This window comes from Microbacterium sp. CIAB417 (assembly GCF_022788845.1).
The window spans coordinates 884575-900619 of the sequence record NZ_JAHZUT010000003.1 but is presented as its reverse complement, the minus strand read 5'-3'; the positions used below and the strand labels follow the sequence as shown (position 1 = coordinate 900619).

Below are 16045 nucleotides of genomic sequence, written 5' to 3'. Positions count from 1 at the left end.
CATCCGCCCTTCGTCGTCCCGGAGGAGAGGAATCATGACCGACTGGCAGACACGCGTCGACGCCGTGTGGGACGACGAGTCGCTCAGCGACGAGGCCCGCATCGATGAGATCGAGCGTCTGGCGAGCGAGTGCGACGCCGGAGACGCCGTCGCCCTGTTCGAGCGCGCCGGAGCCTACGACTCCGCGGGTCGCGAGGCCGAGGCCGAACCGCTGTACCGCGCCGCGCTGGCGGCGGGGCTGGACCCCGAACGGCGCACACGGGCCGTCATCCAGCTCGCGAGCACCATCCGCAACCTCGGCAAGCTCGACGAGAGCCTCGCCCTGCTGGAGAACGAATACCGCACGGTCGAAGCGGGCGGTATGAGGGATGCGGCGGCAGCCTTCTACGCGCTCGCGCTGGCGTCGTCGCATCGGGAACGCGAGGGTCTCGCGATCGTGCTCGAAGCACTGGCTCCGCACCTTCCGCGTTACCAGCGATCCGTGCGCGGATACGCCGCCGAACTCGTTCATGCGCCGGGGCGTATGCCGACGGCGAACACGGGCGAGGGGTCCGAAGCGCGCCGGTAGATTCGTTCTCACGATCACCGAACAGGAGTGAACATGGCCGACCCCCTTGTCGCGACAAGCGTCTTCGACAGGCTGCTGAAGGACCGCATCATCTGGCTCGGATCCGAGGTGCGGGATGAGAACGCCAACGAGATCTGCGCGAAGATCCTGCTGCTCGCCGCCGAGGACTCGCAGAAGGACATCTACCTCTACATCAACTCGCCCGGTGGGTCGATCACGGCAGGCATGGCCATCTACGACACCATGCAGTTCGTGCCCAACGACATCGTCACCGTCGGCATCGGCATGGCGGCCTCGATGGGTCAGCTGCTGCTGACCGCCGGCACGAAGGGCAAGCGCTACATCACGCCGAACGCTCGCGTGCTGCTCCACCAGCCGCACGGCGGATTCGGCGGTACCGCCAGCGACATCCAGACCCAGGCTCAGCTCATCGTGTCGATGAAGAACCGCCTGGCGGAGATCACGGCGGCGCAGACGGGCAAGTCCGTCGAGCAGATCAACGAGGACGGCGACCGTGACCGCTGGTTCACGGCCGACGAAGCGCTCGAGTACGGTTTCGTCGACCACATCCGCGAGTCCGCGACCGACGTCGTCGGCGGCGGCGGCACGGCGAACTGACGAGCGACGGCGAGAAGAGAGAACCCGAATGAACATTCCCACTTTCGGCGCCGCGGCCCACACGCCGCAGGGGCTGCAGATGCCGTCGAGCCGCTACGTGCTGCCCCAGTTCGAGGAGCGCACGGCCTACGGCTACAAGCGCCAGGATCCGTACAACAAGCTGTTCGAGGACCGCGTCATCTTCCTGGGTGTCCAGGTCGACGACGCGTCCGCGGATGACGTGATGGCCCAGCTGCTCGTGCTCGAGTCCCAGGACCCCGACCGCGACATCATCATGTACATCAACTCGCCCGGCGGCTCGTTCACGGCCATGACCGCGATCTACGACACGATGCAGTACGTGTCGCCGCAGATCCAGACCGTCGTGCTCGGTCAGGCCGCCTCGGCCGCGGCCGTGCTGCTCGCCGCCGGCGCGCCCGGCAAGCGTTTGGCGCTGCCGAACGCGCGCATCCTGATCCACCAGCCCGCGATGGGCGAGGCGGGCCACGGCCAGGCCTCCGATATCGAGATCCAGGCGGCGGAGATCCTGCGGATGCGCACCTGGCTCGAGGAGACCCTCGCGAAGCACTCGCACCGCACCAAGGAGGAGGTCAACCGCGACATCGACCGCGACAAGATCCTCTCCGCCGAGACCGCCGTCGAGTACGGCCTGGTCGACCAGGTGCTGACCACGCGCAAGCGCACGCCCGCGGCTCTCACGAGCTGACATCGTGCCAGAGGCGACGCCCCGGTCCGAACGAGGATCGGGGCGTCGCCGTGTCTGCACACATCCTGACGCGCAATACGACCGTTGTCCTCGACTCCGGTTAGGCTCGATGTACAGCGCAGCTATCCGGGGGGAAGAGAGGCATCATGGCACGAATCGGTGAGAGCGCCGACCTGTTCAAGTGCTCCTTCTGCGGCAAGAGCCAGAAGCAGGTGCAGCAGCTCATCGCTGGCCCTGGTGTGTACATCTGCGACGAGTGCGTCGAGCTGTGCAACGAGATCATCGAAGAGCGCATGGCCGAGCAGACCTCCGGCGAGGTGGCCGAGTTCGATCTGCCGAAGCCGCGCGAGATCTTCTCGTTCCTCGAGGACTACGTCGTGGGGCAGGAGCAGGCCAAGCGTGCCCTGTCCGTCGCGGTCTACAACCACTACAAGCGTGTGCGCGCCCAGGGAACGATCATCTCGGCCGACCAGCGAGCCGATGAGGTCGAGATCGCCAAGAGCAACATCCTGATGCTCGGCCCGACCGGATGCGGCAAGACGTACCTCGCCCAGACGCTCGCCAAGCGCCTCAACGTGCCCTTCGCCGTCGCCGATGCCACAGCCCTGACCGAAGCGGGTTACGTGGGCGAAGACGTCGAGAACATCCTTCTCAAGCTGCTGCAGGCTGCCGACTTCGACACGAAACGTGCCGAGACCGGGATCATCTATATCGACGAGGTCGACAAGATCGCCCGCAAGGCCGAGAACCCCTCCATCACGCGTGATGTCTCGGGCGAGGGTGTGCAGCAGGCGCTGCTGAAGATCCTCGAGGGCACGGTCGCCTCGGTTCCGCCGCAGGGCGGGCGCAAGCACCCGCATCAGGAGTTCATCCAGATCGACACGACGAACGTGCTGTTCATCGTGGCCGGTGCCTTCGCGGGGCTCGAAGAGATCATCTCGGCTCGTGTCGGCAAGCACGGCGTCGGCTTCGGCGCGCCGCTGCAGCGCAAGGACGACGGGCCCGACCTCTTCAGTGAGGTGCTGCCCGAAGACCTGCACAAGTTCGGCCTGATCCCCGAGTTCATCGGCCGACTTCCCGTCGTCGCGGCGGTCTCACCGCTTGACCGCGAGGCTCTCATGGAGATCCTGACCGAGCCGAAGAACGCCCTCGTGAAGCAGTACCAGCGCATGTTCGAGCTCGACGATGTGGAGCTGGACTTCGAACGTGACGCCCTCGAGGCGATCGCCGAGCTGGCCGTCTCTCGCAAGACCGGTGCCCGCGGCCTCCGCGCGATCCTCGAAGATGTGCTCGGTCCGATCATGTTCGAGATTCCCTCCAGCGAGGATGTCGCGAAGGTCGTCGTCACCCGCGCGGCGGTCGAGGACGGCGCGGCACCCACTCTGGTGCTGCGTCAGAAGCGCAAGACCGCCTGATCCGTAGGGGCTTTCCCCGGGTGATGAGGTGACGAGCGGTATCTCCGGTCATGGTCGGCAGGCCCGCGTCGGCCCGCTGCGGTGGAACGGTCTGCCGGGCCGTGCCGTGCGGTTCCTGATCGACACGGATGCCGCGCCTGCGCTCGAGCTGGCGGGGCGGGACCTCGTGGCACAGGGGTTCGCCGCCGGCGACGGCAGTTTCGAGGAACGGGTCCGGCGATCCGATTCTGGGTGGATCGCGCACGACCTGTACCTAGGGGAGGTGAAGATCTCTCGGAAGCGCGGGGTGATCACGTGGTTCGTGGAAGACAGCGTGCTCGAGTTCCTGCCGCGGTTCCGACGCGCGGCGACGCCGACGCTGGTCATCGCGTGTGCCCGGCCGACCCGCGAAGCGACAGAGCTCCTCATCGCCTCCCATGTTTCCGTGCGCGGCGCGTCCGACAGCAATGACGCCGCTCCGTTGCTGCGGCGCGCGTGGGACGGGCTCGAAGAGCGATTCCGTGCAGATGGCGTCTTCGTTTCACGCGAGACGCTCTGGAAGATCGAGAACGACGGGTCGCCCGCCTCCCAGAAGGTCGTGCGCGACCTCCTCGGGTGGCGTTGATCCGTCAGCCGCTCAGGCCACGGCGTCGCAGCAGCGGCTCGATCGCGGCGTCGCGTCCGCGGAAGTCGCGATACGCCTCGAGTGGATCCTTCGCGCCGCCCACGCCCAGCAGTCGACGGCGGAACCGCTCGCCCGCAGCCCGATCGAGGCCGCCGTTCTCCCCGAACCACTCCACCGTGTCCGCGTCGAGCACCTCGCTCCAGATGTACGAGTAGTAGCCGGCACTGTAGCCGCCGGAGAAGACGTGGGCGAAGTAGGTCGTGGAGTAGCGCGGGGGCACGGCGGGCTCCGTGAGGCCGATGTCCTCCAGAGCCTGGCGTTCGAAGTCCGCGACGTCGATCTCCGCCGACGCGTCCTCGACGCTCAGCGAGTGCCAGGCCAGGTCGAGCCAGGCTGCCGCGAGGTACTCGCTGGTCGCGAACCCCTGGTCGAACGTCCCGGATGCGGAGAGTCGCTCGATCACCTCTGCGGCCAGGGGCTCATCGGTCTCGATGTGGCGCGCATAGTTCTCGACGACGCCGGGCGCGAGCATCCACATCTCATTGACCTGGCTCGGGAACTCGACGAAGTCGCGGAACACCGCCGTCCCCGCGAAGTGGGGGTACCGCGTACGGGCGAAGAGGCCGTGAAGCGCATGGCCGAACTCGTGGAAGAGAGTGGTCACCTCGTCGAGGGTGAGCAGCGTCGGCTGGCCCTGGCCCGGGTCGGACACATTGAGGTTGTTCACCACGACGGGCGCTGACCCGCGCAGCTCGGACGGGGTCACGATGGAGTTCATCCACGCGCCGCCGCGCTTCGTGTCCCGCGTGTAGAGATCGAGGATGTAGAGCCCGAGACCCGTCCCGTCCTCTTCGAACACCTCGAAGACCCGCGCGCCGGGGTGGTACGCCACGAGGTCGTGTCGCTCGGTGAAGGTGATGCCGTAGAGCGCGGTGGCGGCGGCGAAGACGCCGTCGCGCAGCACGCGTTCGGCCTCGAACCAGGGGCGCAGTCCGGCCGTGTCGATATCCAGCTGGGTCGCGCGCAGCTGCTCGGTCGCGAAGGCCCAATCGTGCGCCGCGAGGTCGGCGATACCGGAGACCTCGGCGCGTTCCGCCTTCTCCGCAGCGGCATTGCGCGATGCGGGCACCGCGAGGCGTCGCAGCAACTCAGCGACGGCCTCGGGGGAGCCCGCGGTCTGATCAGCCGTGACGGCGGCCGCGTGCGTGGGAAAGCCGAGAAGCGCCGCGCGCTCCGCCCGGAGGCGCACGATCTCACGCACGGTTGCGCTGTTGTCGTTCTCGCCGCCACGCCCGCCCCGGGCGCGGGACGCAGTCATGATGCGCTCGCGCACGGAGCGGTCGGCGAGCGACGCCAGCCACGGGTGCCCCGTGAACAGCGGCAGCGTGATCAACCAGCCGTCCCCTCCGCGCTGTTCGGCGGCTCTCGCTGCGGCGGAGCGTTCGCCGGCGGCGAGACCCTCCAGCTCCCGCTCGTCGCTCACCTGCACCGCGAGTTCATTCGTGTCGGCGAGCAGGTGCTTCTCGAACGTCGTGGTCAGGATCGACAGTCGCGTGTTGATCTCGACGAGACGTCGTTTGTCATCGGGGGAGAGCCCGGCGCCTGCCAGGGTGAGTTCGCGGTAGGTTCGCGTCAGGAGTCGGAGCGACTCCGCATCCAGTTCCAGGGTGTCGCGCACCTCGTGCAGTGCGCTCACCCGCGCGTAGAGGCGCTCGTCGAGTCGGATCGCGTCGCCGTGAGCGGAGAGGAGGGGCGCGAGCTCCTCCTCGATCGCCTGGATGGCGGGGGTGGCGTCCGCCGAAGAGACGGTGAAGAACGTCCGACTCACCCGGTCGAGCGTCTCGCCCGCGCGCTCGAGGGCGACGAGCGTGTTCTCGAACGTCGGAGGTGCCGTCTGGGACGCGATCCGCTCGACCTCCGCACGGTGCTCGCGAAACGCTTCGTCGAACGCGGGCAGGTAGTGCTCGGGCTCGATCGCGGCGTAGTCGGGAAGCGCGTACGGGAGGACGGGCGGGGAGAGCAGCGGATTGACGGACGCCATCCGCTCAGACTATCGGCGCTCCGGATGAGAGCCGACCGGCGAGCTCAGGCGAACTCGTCGTCGACGTCGTGGCGGACGACCGCGTTCCCGGCGGCATCCAGCGACACGATGACGCCCGTGTCGAGCTCCGCGACGGGCCGTCCCTCGAGCCACGTCAGCGTCCATCGCGGCGTCGGCTGCGACGACCACTGCGACTCGGTGATGGCCGACTCGACGGCGGCGATCTGCTCACGGAGCGAAGCGGGAACCGAGGCGGGCGGCTCCGTCCGGGCGCTCCAACGCGTGCCGAGCTGCATGTCAGACCTCCTGCGGGGCGAATTCGATGTCGACGACCTGGACGGCCTCGGCCTCGACGATAGCGAGATCGGCGATGCGGCCCACGGCCTTGAGGTCGCCCTCGGCAGTCGCTAGGGAGGTGGCGATCGCCGCCGGTGCTCCGAGGGTCAGGCGTGCGATCGGCGTCTTCTGCGACGCCTTCGCCTCGGTCTTGGCCCGCCGGATCGCGATGAGCGCGGAACTCGCCGCAGTGAGGACCGCGGGGTCGCCGGCATCGGCTTCGCCGTCGTTCGGATTCAGCGGTTCGGGCCACGGGGCGGTGTGGACGGAGCCGTCCTCGAACCACGACCACGCCTCCTCCGCCGCGAAGGCGAGCACCGGGGCGAGCAGGCGCAGCAGCGTCGACAGCGCCGTGCGCAGCGCCAGCGCGGCCGACGCCTGTCCCACGTCGCCCTGATCGTAGGCGCGCTCCTTCACGAGCTCGAGGTAGTCGTCGCAGAAGGTCCAGAAGAACGACTCGGTGATCTCCAGCGCCCGCGCGTGGTCGTAGGCCTCGAAGGCCGCCGTCGCGTCGCGTACGACGCGGTCGAGCGTGGCGAGCATCGCCGCATCCAGCGCATGGGTGACCTGGGCGCCTTCGGGCACAGGGAAGGACAGCACGAACTTCGCCGCGTTGAGCACCTTGATCGCCAGGCGTCGGCCGATCTTGACCTGGGTGGGGTTCTGCGGGTCGAACGCGGCGTCGGCGCCGAGCCGACTCGATGCCGCCCAGTAGCGCACCGCGTCGGTGCCGTGCTGGTCGAGGATGTCGGCAGGCGTGACCACATTGCCCTTGGACTTCGACATCTTCTTGCGGTCGGGGTCGACGATGAAGCCGCTGATGGCCGCATCCGTCCACGGCGCGCGGTCGTCCTCGAGGGCGGAGCGCACCATCGTGGAGAACAGCCAGGTGCGGATGATGTCCTGGCCCTGCGGGCGCAGATCGAACGGTGCGACGAGGTTCCACAGCTCCTCGTCACGCTGCCAGCCCCCGGCCAGTTGCGGCGTGAGAGACGATGTCGCCCACGTGTCGAAGATGTCCTTCTCGCCCTCGAAACCCCCGGGGATCCCGCGCTGCGACTCGTCGTAGCCGGGAGCGGTGTCGGTGGTCGGGTCGACGGGGAGGGATGCGACGTCGGCGGTGATGACGCCGCCTTCGACCCGCTCGCCGTTCTCGTCCAGGGGGTACCAGACCGGGATCGGAACACCGAAGAAGCGCTGGCGGCTGATGAGCCAGTCGCCGGTGAGTCCGTTGGTCCAGTTCTCGTAGCGCACGCGCATGAAGTCGGGGTGCCACTGCATCCCTGCTCCGAGGGCGAGCAGCTTCTCACGGAAGGATTCGTCGCGGGCGCCGTTGCGCAGATACCACTGGCGCGTCGAGACGATCTCTAGGGCGCGATCACCCTTCTCGTAGAACTTCACCGGGTGGTTGAAGGGCTTGGACACCTCGAGGAGCTCGCCGGAGGCCTCCAGCAGCTCGACCATCTTCTTCTTCGCGCTGAAGACGGTGAGCCCCGCCAGCTCCGCGTACGCAGCCTTCGCCGCATCCGTCTCGAGTGCGGCAGGCGCGTCGGGGAGGATGCGGCCGTCCTTGCCGAGGATGGTGCGGTTCGGCAGATCCAGCTCACGCCACCAGATGATGTCGGTGACGTCGCCGAAGGTGCAGACCATCGCGATGCCCGAGCCCTTGTCCTGCTGCGCGAGGGGGTGCGCGAGCACCGGCACCTCGACGCCGAACACGGGCGTGCGCACGGTGTGACCGAAGTACGCCTGGTACCGCTCGTCGTTCGGGTTGGCGACGAGGGCGACGCACGCCGCGAGCAGTTCAGGGCGGGTCGTTTCGATGTGGATGTCGCCCGAGCCGTCGGTCTTGTGGAAGGCGAGACGGTGGTAGGACGCCTGCTGTTCGCGGTCCTCCAGCTCGGCCTGAGCGATGGCGGAGCGGAAGTCGATGTCCCACAGTGTCGGCGCGAGCGCCTGGTACGCCTCGCCGCGCTCCAGGTTGCGCAGGAACGCCAGCTGGCTCGTGCGGATCGTGTCGTTCGAGATGGTCCGGTAGGTCTGGGTCCAGTCGACCGAGAGACCGAGCTGGCGGAAGACGGCCTCGAACGCCTTCTCGTCCTCGAGTGTCAGCTCTTCGCAGAGGTCGATGAAGTTGCGGCGGCTGATCGGCACCTGGTCGGCCGGCTTCAGGCTCTTCGCGTCGCCGCGGAACGGGGGAGTGAAGTCGGGGTCGTAGGCCAGCGAGGTGTCGCAGCGCACGCCGTAGTAGTTCTGCACGCGGCGCTCGGTCGGCAGCCCGTTGTCGTCCCAGCCCATGGGGTAGAAGACCGTCTTGCCACGCATCCGCTCGAAGCGCACCTTCACGTCGGTGTGCGTGTAGCTGAACACGTGGCCGATGTGCAGCGAGCCGGATGCGGTCGGCGGGGGCGTGTCGACGGAGAAGACGCCGCCGCGGCCGGAGGTCTTCGCGGCTTCGCGATCGAAGAGATAGGTGCCCTCGTCGGACCAGGCCTGGTCCCACTTGGCTTCGAGGCCCTCGAGTGCGGGCTTGTCGGGAATGGCCATGGGTGTCTCCTCGATATGTGCGGCACCGTGTGTGCGTGCCTGAGTGTGGGGTGCGGCAAGTCTACCGGGACGCCGACGTGCCGCATCCGAGGAGGGATGCGGCACGTTACGGCTGGGAGCACTGAGTCGTGGATCAGGCGCGATCGTGGAGGGTGATCCGGTATCCGTCCGGGTCGGCGAAGGTGAAGGTGAGTCCGAACGGGCCTTCGACGGGCGCGGAGACGATGGTGTGTCCCGCGGCGACCAGACCGTCATGGATCTCCTGGACCCCGGTCGCGTGCATCCAGACGGCCGTGCCGATGCCCGGCTGATTGATGCCGACGAGGTCCGTGTCGGGAAGGAGGTCTCGCAGCGCGAAGGCGATGGGTGTGGTCGTGAACACCACAGCGTGCGGTGGGCCGGCGGGGGAGCGCACGAGTCCGAGGTGGGTCTCGTAGAAGGCCTGCGATGCGTCGAGATCGCGCACCTGGAGGGAGACGAAGTCGGGGCCGGTGACGGGCATGGGAGCTCCTTGCTCTATGTCAGATAACTGACACGCAATCTATGTCAGAATACTGACATGAGTCAACCCGGTCCGCAGATCGACCTGGACACCTCCCTGGGCTACCTCGTCAAGCAGGCGGCGAGCGCGCTGCGCGTCGCGATGGAGGATGTGCTCCGGCCGCTCGGCATGACGATCACGCACTACTCGTGCCTGGAACTGCTCGCGCAGCGGCCCGGCTCGACGAACTCGGAGCTGGCGCGCGGCACGTTTGTGACGCGTCAGTCGATGAACGTGTTGCTGCAGGCCCTCGAGCGGGACGGCGAGGTCGTCCGCCCCGCCGATGCCGCCGTCGGCAAGGCTCTTCCCACGCGGCTGACTCCGTTGGGGCGGCGGCGCCTCGATGAGGCCAGCGCCGCGGTGCGGTCCGTCGAGGCGCGGATGCTCTCAGGGCTCAGTGACGCCGAGCAGTCCGCCGCTTTCGCCGCACTGACGAGCATGGTGCGCTCTCTGCGCAGCTCGCCCTCACCTTCCGCCTAGCGCGCCGCGGTCCATTTGGCGCGATCGATCGCGAAGCCGAGGTGCGGCATGTCTGCGCCGCGGTAGCGCGTCGTGAAGGCGCGGCGCACCCGCATCCCGAGTCGGATGGCGACGTTCATGGACGCGATGTTCGTGCCGCGCACCTTCGCCCAGACAGCGTCGACCCCGAGCTCGTCGAACGCCCAGTCACGGCAGGCGGATGCGGCCTCCACAGCGAAGCCCCGATGCCACTGATCATCGTGATCGCATCGCCCAGGATCGCTCGCAGTGCGGGAAGGTCCTCGTCCGTCATCGGGCGCAGCGTCAGGCGATCGGTGGCGATGTGCACGCATCCATCTTCGTCGACCTGGATCCACCTCTCGGCGCGCTAGAATCGCAGGTACACGCACAGATCCGGCCATCACCGGGGAGCACTCGGAAGAACAGCGTTCGCGCCCAGTAGAACCGAGCGGGGCAGGCCCGTCATCGCCGCAGTGAAAGTGGTCGGAGGTGGTTTTCTCCGGCAAGCAGGGTGGTACCGCGGCCTCGGTCGTCCCGGCAGGAAGAGTTCTTCGACCCCTGCGAGATGACGATGACCTACCCCCGTTCCTCGGCCTTCGGGCCCGCTGCCGACGTTACGCCGAGCCCACGCTTTCCCGAGATCGAGCGTGAGGTTCTCGACTTCTGGTCCGCGGACGACACCTTCCGCGCATCCATCGCTCAGCGTGAGGGCGCCGACGAGTGGGTATTCTACGACGGGCCTCCCTTCGCCAACGGTCTGCCGCACTACGGTCACCTGCTCACGGGTTACGCGAAGGACCTGTTCCCGCGCTTCCAGACCATGCGAGGCAAGAAGGTCGACCGCGTCTTCGGCTGGGACACCCACGGACTCCCCGCCGAGCTCGAGGCGATGAAGCAGCTCGGCATCACCGAGAAGGACGAGATCGAGCGCATGGGAGTCGCGACCTTCAACGCGAAGGCCCGTGAGTCCGTCCTGGCCTACACGCACGAGTGGGAGGACTACGTCACCCGCCAGGCCCGGTGGGTGGACTTCGAGCGCGGTTACAAGACTCTCGACACCGGCTACATGGAATCGGTCCTCTGGGCCTTCAAGAGCCTGTGGGACAAGGGGCTCGCCTACGAGGGCTACCGGGTGCTGCCCTACTGCTGGCGCGACGAGACGCCGCTGTCGAGCCATGAGCTGCGCATGGACGACGACGTCTACAAGATGCGCCAGGACCCTTCCGTCACGGTCACGTTCCCGCTCGTCGGCGCGAAGGCCGAGGCTCTGGGACTCACCGGGGTGCGGGCGCTCGCGTGGACGACGACACCGTGGACGCTTCCCACGAACCTCGCGCTCGCAGTCGGGCCCGCCATCGAGTACGCCGTGCTGCCCGCCGGTCCCGCGGGCGCCGCCGATGTCCACCGGGCACCCGACGGAACGCCCGACGATGCTCTCGAGACCAGCGCGCACCGCTATCTGCTCGCCGCGGACCTCGTGGGTGCCCATGCGAAGGATCTCGGCTACGACTCGGCGGATGCGGCGCGCGGCGCCGTGGAGCGCCGGATCGTCGGCGCGGAGCTGTCGGGTGTGTCGTACGACCGCTTGTTCGACTACTACGCGGACGCCGAGACGTGGGGCACCGAGGACGCCTGGCGCATCCTCGTCGACGACTACGTCACGACCACCGACGGCACCGGCATCGTCCACCAGGCACCGGCCTACGGCGAGGACGACAAGCGCCTCGCGGATGCGGCGGGCCTGCCGACGATCGTCAGCCTCGACGACGGAGGGCGATTCCTGCCGCAGGTCGCCGACGTCGCCGGCGAGCTGTGGCTCGACGCCAACCGCCCCCTCATCCGGCTCCTGCGCCAGGAAGGGCGTCTGCTGCGCGAGGCCAGCTACGAGCACTCCTACCCGCACTGCTGGCGATGCCGGAACCCCCTGATCTACAAAGCCGTGTCGAGCTGGTTCGTGCGCGTCACCGACATCAAGGAGCGCCTGGTCGAGCTCAACGAGCAGATCACCTGGGCTCCCGAGAACGTCAAGCACGGACAGTTCGGCAAGTGGGTCGAGGGAGCGCGCGACTGGTCGATCAGTCGCAACCGCTACTGGGGTTCGCCCATCCCGGTGTGGAAGAGCGACGACCCCGCCTACCCGCGCATCGACGTGTACGGCTCGTTCGAGGAGATCGAGCGCGACTTCGGCCGTCTGCCACGCGACCCCGAGGGTAACGTCGACCTGCATCGTCCCTACATCGACGAGCTGACCAGGCCCAACCCGGACGACCCCACGGGTGCCTCCACCATGCGGCGGATCGAGGACGTCTTCGATGTCTGGTTCGACTCGGGCTCGATGCCCTACGCCCAAGTGCACTACCCCTTCGAGAACCGCGAATGGTTCGACACCCACGCACCCGCCGACTTCATCGTCGAGTACATCGGCCAGACGCGCGGCTGGTTCTACGTCATGCACGTGCTCTCGGGCGCGCTCTTCGACCGGCCGGCGTTCACCGGTGTCTCCTGCCACGGCATCGTTCTCGGAAGCGACGGACAGAAGATGTCCAAGTCGCTGCGCAACTATCCGGACGTCAGCGAGGTCTTCGACCGCGACGGCTCCGACGCCATGCGATGGTTCCTCATGTCGAGCTCCGTCCTGCGGGGCGGCAACCTCGTGGTCACCGAGGAGGGCATCCGCGCGGGCGTCCGCGAGTTCCTGCTGCCGCTGTGGAACACGTGGTACTTCTTCTCCACCTACGCCAATGCCGCCGGCGGACCCGACGGGTCCGGGTACGAGGCGACGTGGCGCACCGACTCGACCGATGTCCTCGACCGCTACATCCTCGCCCTCACGGGCGATCTCGTGCGCGACGTGGCCGCCGATCTCGAGGTGCTCGACTCGACGACGGCCGCCGCACGCCTGCGCGACTTCGCCGAGGTGCTGACGAACTGGTACATCCGTCGCTCGCGCGACCGTTTCTGGGTCGGTGTCGGAGACGACGCCCGCTCGAAAGAGGCCTTCGACACGCTCTACACGGTGCTGGAGACGCTCACCCGAGTGGCGGCACCGCTCATCCCTCTGGTCGCCGAACGCGTCTGGCAGGGGCTGACGGGCGGTCGCAGCGTCCACCTGACCGACTGGCCCGACGCATCCGCTTTCGCCGACGCCGCCGACATCCGCGAGGCGATGGATGCGGTGCGCGAGGTCTCTTCGGTCGCCAACGCGCTGCGCAAGCGCGAGGGCAAGCGCGTGCGGCTGCCGCTGCCGTTGCTGACCGTGGTGGTTCCCCACGCGGGCGCTCTCGGGCAGTTCGACGACATCCTGCGCGACGAGCTCAACGTGAAGGCGATCGAACTGGTCGATCTCGGCGAGCACACCGCGGCGGAGTACGGCATCACGCACCGCCTCACGGTCAACGCGCGCGCCGCTGGTCCCCGGCTCGGAAAGCTCGTGCAGCAGGTCATCCGGGCCGCGAAGGAGGGCGACTGGTCCGAGCGCGACGGCGTCGTGACGGCGGGCGGCATCGCCCTCGAACCCGCGGAGTACGACCTCGTCTTCGAGACCAGCGGGCGCCCGGACGGCGAGGCGCTGGCAGTCCTGGGCGGAGGTGGCTTCGTGCTGCTGGCGACCGCGACGACGCCCGCCCTCGAGGCCGAAGGTCTGGCACGCGACGTGATCCGCGCCGTGCAGGACACCCGCAAGGCCGCGGGCTTCGAGGTCAGCGACCGCATCCGGCTCGTTCTGACGTTCGCGGATGCCGCGGACGCGGACGCGGTCGCGTCGGCGTTCGATGCGGCGGATGTCGCGGGGGAGACCCTGGCTCTCCAGGCGCTGGTGACGAGCACCGACGGCACTGAGCGCGTTCGACGAGCCGTCGACAGCCACGATGTCGAGTACACGGGGGAGTTCGCCGCGGGAGCGTACGCGAACGCGGGGGCGTTCACCGTGGGCGTCGCACGAGTGGAGGTCGCACGATGAGCGGAACCGAGAACGAGCGCAACCGAGCGGATGCGGTGTACGCGGCGCTGCTCGAGCGGCAGGGCGAGCAGTGGGTGCAGCCGCGTATCGAGCGCACCCGGCGCGTGCTCGAGCTGCTGGACGACCCGCAGCGCACCTATCGCGTGGTTCACGTGACGGGCACGAATGGGAAGACGTCCACGAGCCGGCTGATCGAGAGCCTGTTGCGCACCATGGGGCTGCGCACCGGCCTGTTCACGAGCCCGCATCTGGAGCGTTTCACCGAGCGCATCATGGTCGACGGCGAACCGATCGCGGATGCCGCGGTCGTCGAGGCGTGGGAGGAGATCCTCCCGTTCGTCGACCTGGTGGATGCGGAGCTGATCGCCGAGGGCGGCGCCCGGCTCACCTTCTTCGAGGTGCTCACGGTGCTGGCGTTCGTGGCGTTCTCCGACGCTCCCGTCGATGTCGCCGTCATCGAGGTCGGCATGGGCGGCGAGTGGGACTCGACGAACACCGCCGACGGCGACGTCGCCGTCATCGCCCCGGTCGGGATGGACCACGCCGACCGTCTCGGCGACACGATCGAGAAGATCGCCCGGGTGAAGGCGGGCATCATCAAGCAGGACGCCGCGGTCGTCTCCGCCGCGCAGGAGCCGGAGGTCGATCGCGTGCTGCGCGAGGCGGCAGCCGCTCGCGGTGCCACGATCGCGGTCGAGGGCACCGACTTCGCGCTGCGGTCCTATCGACTCGCCGTCGGGGGACAGCTCCTGGATGTGCAGGGGCTGGCCGGTGACTACGCGGAGCTGTACCTGCCGCTCTACGGAGAGCACCAGGGTCGCAACGCCGCCCTGGCGATCGCGGCCGTCGAGTCGCTCATCGGCGCGGGCTCGCAGGCGCTCGCTCCCGATGTCGTCACGGACGGCCTCGGCCAGGCGACCTCGCCCGGGCGCCTCCAGCTGGTGGGTGCGCATCCGACGGTCGTGGTCGATGCGGCGCACAATCCGCACGGAGCCACGGCTCTCGTGGAGGCACTGCGCGGAGCGTTCGACTTCGACGAGTGGGGCATCGTGCTCGGTGTGCTCGGTGACAAGGACGCGCAGGGGATCGTCGCGGCCCTCGCACCCGTGGCCGCCCACGTGTTCGCCACCGCTCCCGACTCGGAACGGGCCAACGACGCCGACACGATCGCGGACGTCGTCGAGGCGCAGGGCCTGCGCGTGACCGTCCACACCGACCTCGCAGACGCGGCCGAGGCGGCTCGGGAGTGGGCCGCCGCATCCGATCGACGCGCAGTGGTCATCGCCGGCTCCGTCGTGCTGGCGGGAGAGGCGCTCGCGCTCGCAGAGGCCGAGGCATGGAAGGACGGGTGGTCGGCGTGAGCGGGAAGCGTCCGCCGCGCGTGCGGCGTCAGCGCGGCGCGCAGGAGTCGCTCGCGCAGGTCGTGCTCGGTTTCGAGACGATCGTCGTCTTTCTCGCGTGGCTGGTGATCTACGGCCTGAAGTCCACTCCCGACGGTGTCGAGCCGTGGTGGGCGATCGTGGTGGGGTCCGTCTTCGCCGTCGTGATGATCGCCGCGAGCGGGGTCGTGCGCTGGCGATGGGGGATCGCGCTGGGATGGGCACTGCAGGTGCTCCTGGCAGCCTCGGCGATCCTCGAGCCCGCCATTCTGTTGGTCGCGTTCATTTTCGGTGGCATGTGGGCGTATGCGACGATCAAGGGAGCATCGCTGGACCGCCGCAACGCGCGTCTGGCCGCCGCATCCGCGACTGCGAACGGAGACTGACCCACCATGGCCATCGAAGAAACCCTCGTCCTCGTCAAGCCGGACGGTGTGGCCCGCGGGCTCACCGGCGCCATCCTCGCCCGCATCGAGGCGAAGGGCTACGCGCTCGTCGACCTGCGTCTGGTCGAGCCTGACCGTGGGCGCCTCGAGCAGCACTACGCCGAACATGAGGGCAAGCCCTTCTACGAGCCCCTCGTCGAGTTCATGATGTCGGGCCCGTCGGTGGCGATCCGCCTCGCCGGAGACCGCGTCATCGAGGGGTTCCGTTCCCTCGCCGGCACCACCGACCCCACCACCGCGGCTCCCGGTACGATCCGCGGCGATTTCGGTCGCGACTGGGGTCTCAAGGTGCAGCAGAACCTGGTGCACGGCAGCGACAGCCCCGAGTCCGCCGCGCGCGAGCTCGGCATCTGGTTCGGCTGAGCCTGACTCTCATGACGAAGCCCGTCTCTCGGTCGAGAGGCGG

Annotated in this window: 15 protein-coding genes; 10 read left to right on the top strand and 5 right to left on the bottom strand. The window is 68.4% G+C overall.

Annotated elements, in window-relative coordinates; genetic code table 11:
• The first annotated feature begins 34 nt into the window (after positions 1-34).
• The 5 genes from KYX17_RS16695 (at position 35) to KYX17_RS16675 (ending at position 3911) form a co-directional block, all read left to right on the top strand.
• Entirely contained in the window at positions 35-568 is a 534-nt protein-coding gene (locus KYX17_RS16695; RefSeq protein WP_243228045.1) for a tetratricopeptide repeat protein, read from the top strand.
• A gap of 33 nt (positions 569-601) precedes the next feature.
• Positions 602-1186 (top strand): ATP-dependent Clp protease proteolytic subunit, encoded by a 585-nt coding sequence (locus tag KYX17_RS16690; RefSeq protein ID WP_137416779.1) that lies wholly within the window; start codon positions 602-604, stop codon positions 1184-1186.
• Between the two features lie 28 nt (positions 1187-1214).
• Positions 1215-1892 carry an ATP-dependent Clp protease proteolytic subunit gene (locus tag KYX17_RS16685; protein WP_137416780.1) on the top strand — a complete coding sequence of 226 codons (678 nt, stop codon included), beginning with the start codon at positions 1215-1217 and terminating at the stop codon, positions 1890-1892.
• A gap of 146 nt (positions 1893-2038) precedes the next feature.
• Positions 2039-3307 carry an ATP-dependent Clp protease ATP-binding subunit ClpX gene (gene clpX, locus KYX17_RS16680; RefSeq protein ID WP_243228044.1) on the top strand — a complete coding sequence of 423 codons (1269 nt, stop codon included), beginning with the start codon at positions 2039-2041 and terminating at the stop codon, positions 3305-3307.
• Positions 3308-3335: 28 nt separating this feature from the next.
• The gene (locus tag KYX17_RS16675; RefSeq protein ID WP_243228043.1) at positions 3336-3911 is read left to right on the top strand and encodes a hypothetical protein; all 576 of its coding nucleotides are present in this window, start codon (positions 3336-3338) and stop codon (positions 3909-3911) included.
• 4 nt (positions 3912-3915) lie between these two features.
• Here the strand turns inward: KYX17_RS16675 and KYX17_RS16670 are convergent, their stop codons facing one another.
• From KYX17_RS16670 to KYX17_RS16655, 4 genes are all read right to left on the bottom strand, one after another.
• A complete protein-coding gene (locus KYX17_RS16670; protein ID WP_243228042.1) occupies positions 3916-5952 on the bottom strand; it encodes a M3 family metallopeptidase in 2037 nt (678 codons plus the stop codon).
• A gap of 44 nt (positions 5953-5996) precedes the next feature.
• Positions 5997-6248 (bottom strand): hypothetical protein, encoded by a 252-nt coding sequence (locus tag KYX17_RS16665; RefSeq protein ID WP_243228041.1) that lies wholly within the window; start codon positions 6246-6248, stop codon positions 5997-5999.
• Between the two features lies 1 nt (position 6249).
• Positions 6250-8835 (bottom strand): valine--tRNA ligase, encoded by a 2586-nt coding sequence (valS, locus tag KYX17_RS16660; RefSeq protein ID WP_243228040.1) that lies wholly within the window; start codon positions 8833-8835, stop codon positions 6250-6252.
• A 133-nt stretch (positions 8836-8968) separates the two neighbouring features.
• Entirely contained in the window at positions 8969-9337 is a 369-nt protein-coding gene (locus tag KYX17_RS16655) for a VOC family protein (protein ID WP_243228039.1), read from the bottom strand.
• Positions 9338-9394: 57 nt separating this feature from the next.
• Between KYX17_RS16655 and KYX17_RS16650 the strand changes: the two genes are divergently transcribed.
• On the top strand, positions 9395-9856 hold the full coding sequence (locus KYX17_RS16650) for a MarR family winged helix-turn-helix transcriptional regulator (protein ID WP_243228038.1): 462 nt from the start codon (positions 9395-9397) through the stop codon (positions 9854-9856).
• Here KYX17_RS16650 and KYX17_RS32450 read toward each other — a convergent pair.
• Positions 9853-10188, bottom strand: a complete 336-nt coding sequence (locus tag KYX17_RS32450; RefSeq protein ID WP_249223625.1) for a GNAT family N-acetyltransferase — start codon at positions 10186-10188, stop codon at positions 9853-9855. The two genes, KYX17_RS16650 and KYX17_RS32450, sit on opposite strands and share 4 nt — an antisense overlap.
• A gap of 239 nt (positions 10189-10427) precedes the next feature.
• On the opposite strand from KYX17_RS32450, the gene ileS reads away from it, so the two are divergent.
• Genes ileS through ndk form a run of 4 tightly spaced genes read left to right on the top strand, consistent with a single transcriptional unit; the run spans position 10428 to position 16002 of the window.
• Positions 10428-13814, top strand: coding sequence for an isoleucine--tRNA ligase (gene ileS / locus KYX17_RS16640; protein ID WP_243228036.1), 3387 nt, complete (start codon positions 10428-10430; stop codon positions 13812-13814).
• Positions 13811-15175 carry a folylpolyglutamate synthase/dihydrofolate synthase family protein gene (locus KYX17_RS16635; protein WP_243228035.1) on the top strand — a complete coding sequence of 455 codons (1365 nt, stop codon included), beginning with the start codon at positions 13811-13813 and terminating at the stop codon, positions 15173-15175. Before ileS ends, KYX17_RS16635 begins: the two co-directional genes overlap by 4 nt.
• Entirely contained in the window at positions 15172-15579 is a 408-nt protein-coding gene (locus KYX17_RS16630; RefSeq protein WP_137416790.1) for a DUF4233 domain-containing protein, read from the top strand. The genes KYX17_RS16635 and KYX17_RS16630 overlap by 4 nt, the downstream gene beginning before the upstream one ends.
• A 6-nt stretch (positions 15580-15585) precedes the next feature.
• On the top strand, positions 15586-16002 hold the full coding sequence (gene ndk / locus KYX17_RS16625; RefSeq protein ID WP_243228034.1) for a nucleoside-diphosphate kinase: 417 nt from the start codon (positions 15586-15588) through the stop codon (positions 16000-16002).
• Positions 16003-16045: the final 43 nt, after the last annotated feature.

What these genes read in the sequence shown, in the direction of transcription:
- KYX17_RS16695 (WP_243228045.1), top strand. Translation starts at nt 35, where the DNA reads ATGACCGACTGGCAGACACGCGTCGACGCCGTGTGGGACGACGAGTCG.
- KYX17_RS16690 (WP_137416779.1), top strand. Translation starts at nt 602, where the DNA reads ATGGCCGACCCCCTTGTCGCGACAAGCGTCTTCGACAGGCTGCTGAAG.
- KYX17_RS16685 (WP_137416780.1), top strand. Translation starts at nt 1,215, where the DNA reads ATGAACATTCCCACTTTCGGCGCCGCGGCCCACACGCCGCAGGGGCTG.
- clpX (WP_243228044.1), top strand. Translation starts at nt 2,039, where the DNA reads ATGGCACGAATCGGTGAGAGCGCCGACCTGTTCAAGTGCTCCTTCTGC.
- KYX17_RS16670 (WP_243228042.1), bottom strand. Translation starts at nt 5,952, where the DNA reads ATGGCGTCCGTCAATCCGCTGCTCTCCCCGCCCGTCCTCCCGTACGCG.
- KYX17_RS16665 (WP_243228041.1), bottom strand. Translation starts at nt 6,248, where the DNA reads ATGCAGCTCGGCACGCGTTGGAGCGCCCGGACGGAGCCGCCCGCCTCG.
- valS (WP_243228040.1), bottom strand. Translation starts at nt 8,835, where the DNA reads ATGGCCATTCCCGACAAGCCCGCACTCGAGGGCCTCGAAGCCAAGTGG.
- KYX17_RS16655 (WP_243228039.1), bottom strand. Translation starts at nt 9,337, where the DNA reads ATGCCCGTCACCGGCCCCGACTTCGTCTCCCTCCAGGTGCGCGATCTC.
- KYX17_RS16650 (WP_243228038.1), top strand. Translation starts at nt 9,395, where the DNA reads ATGAGTCAACCCGGTCCGCAGATCGACCTGGACACCTCCCTGGGCTAC.
- KYX17_RS32450 (WP_249223625.1), bottom strand. Translation starts at nt 10,188, where the DNA reads ATGCGTGCACATCGCCACCGATCGCCTGACGCTGCGCCCGATGACGGA.
- ileS (WP_243228036.1), top strand. Translation starts at nt 10,428, where the DNA reads ATGACCTACCCCCGTTCCTCGGCCTTCGGGCCCGCTGCCGACGTTACG.
- KYX17_RS16635 (WP_243228035.1), top strand. Translation starts at nt 13,811, where the DNA reads ATGAGCGGAACCGAGAACGAGCGCAACCGAGCGGATGCGGTGTACGCG.
- ndk (WP_243228034.1), top strand. Translation starts at nt 15,586, where the DNA reads ATGGCCATCGAAGAAACCCTCGTCCTCGTCAAGCCGGACGGTGTGGCC.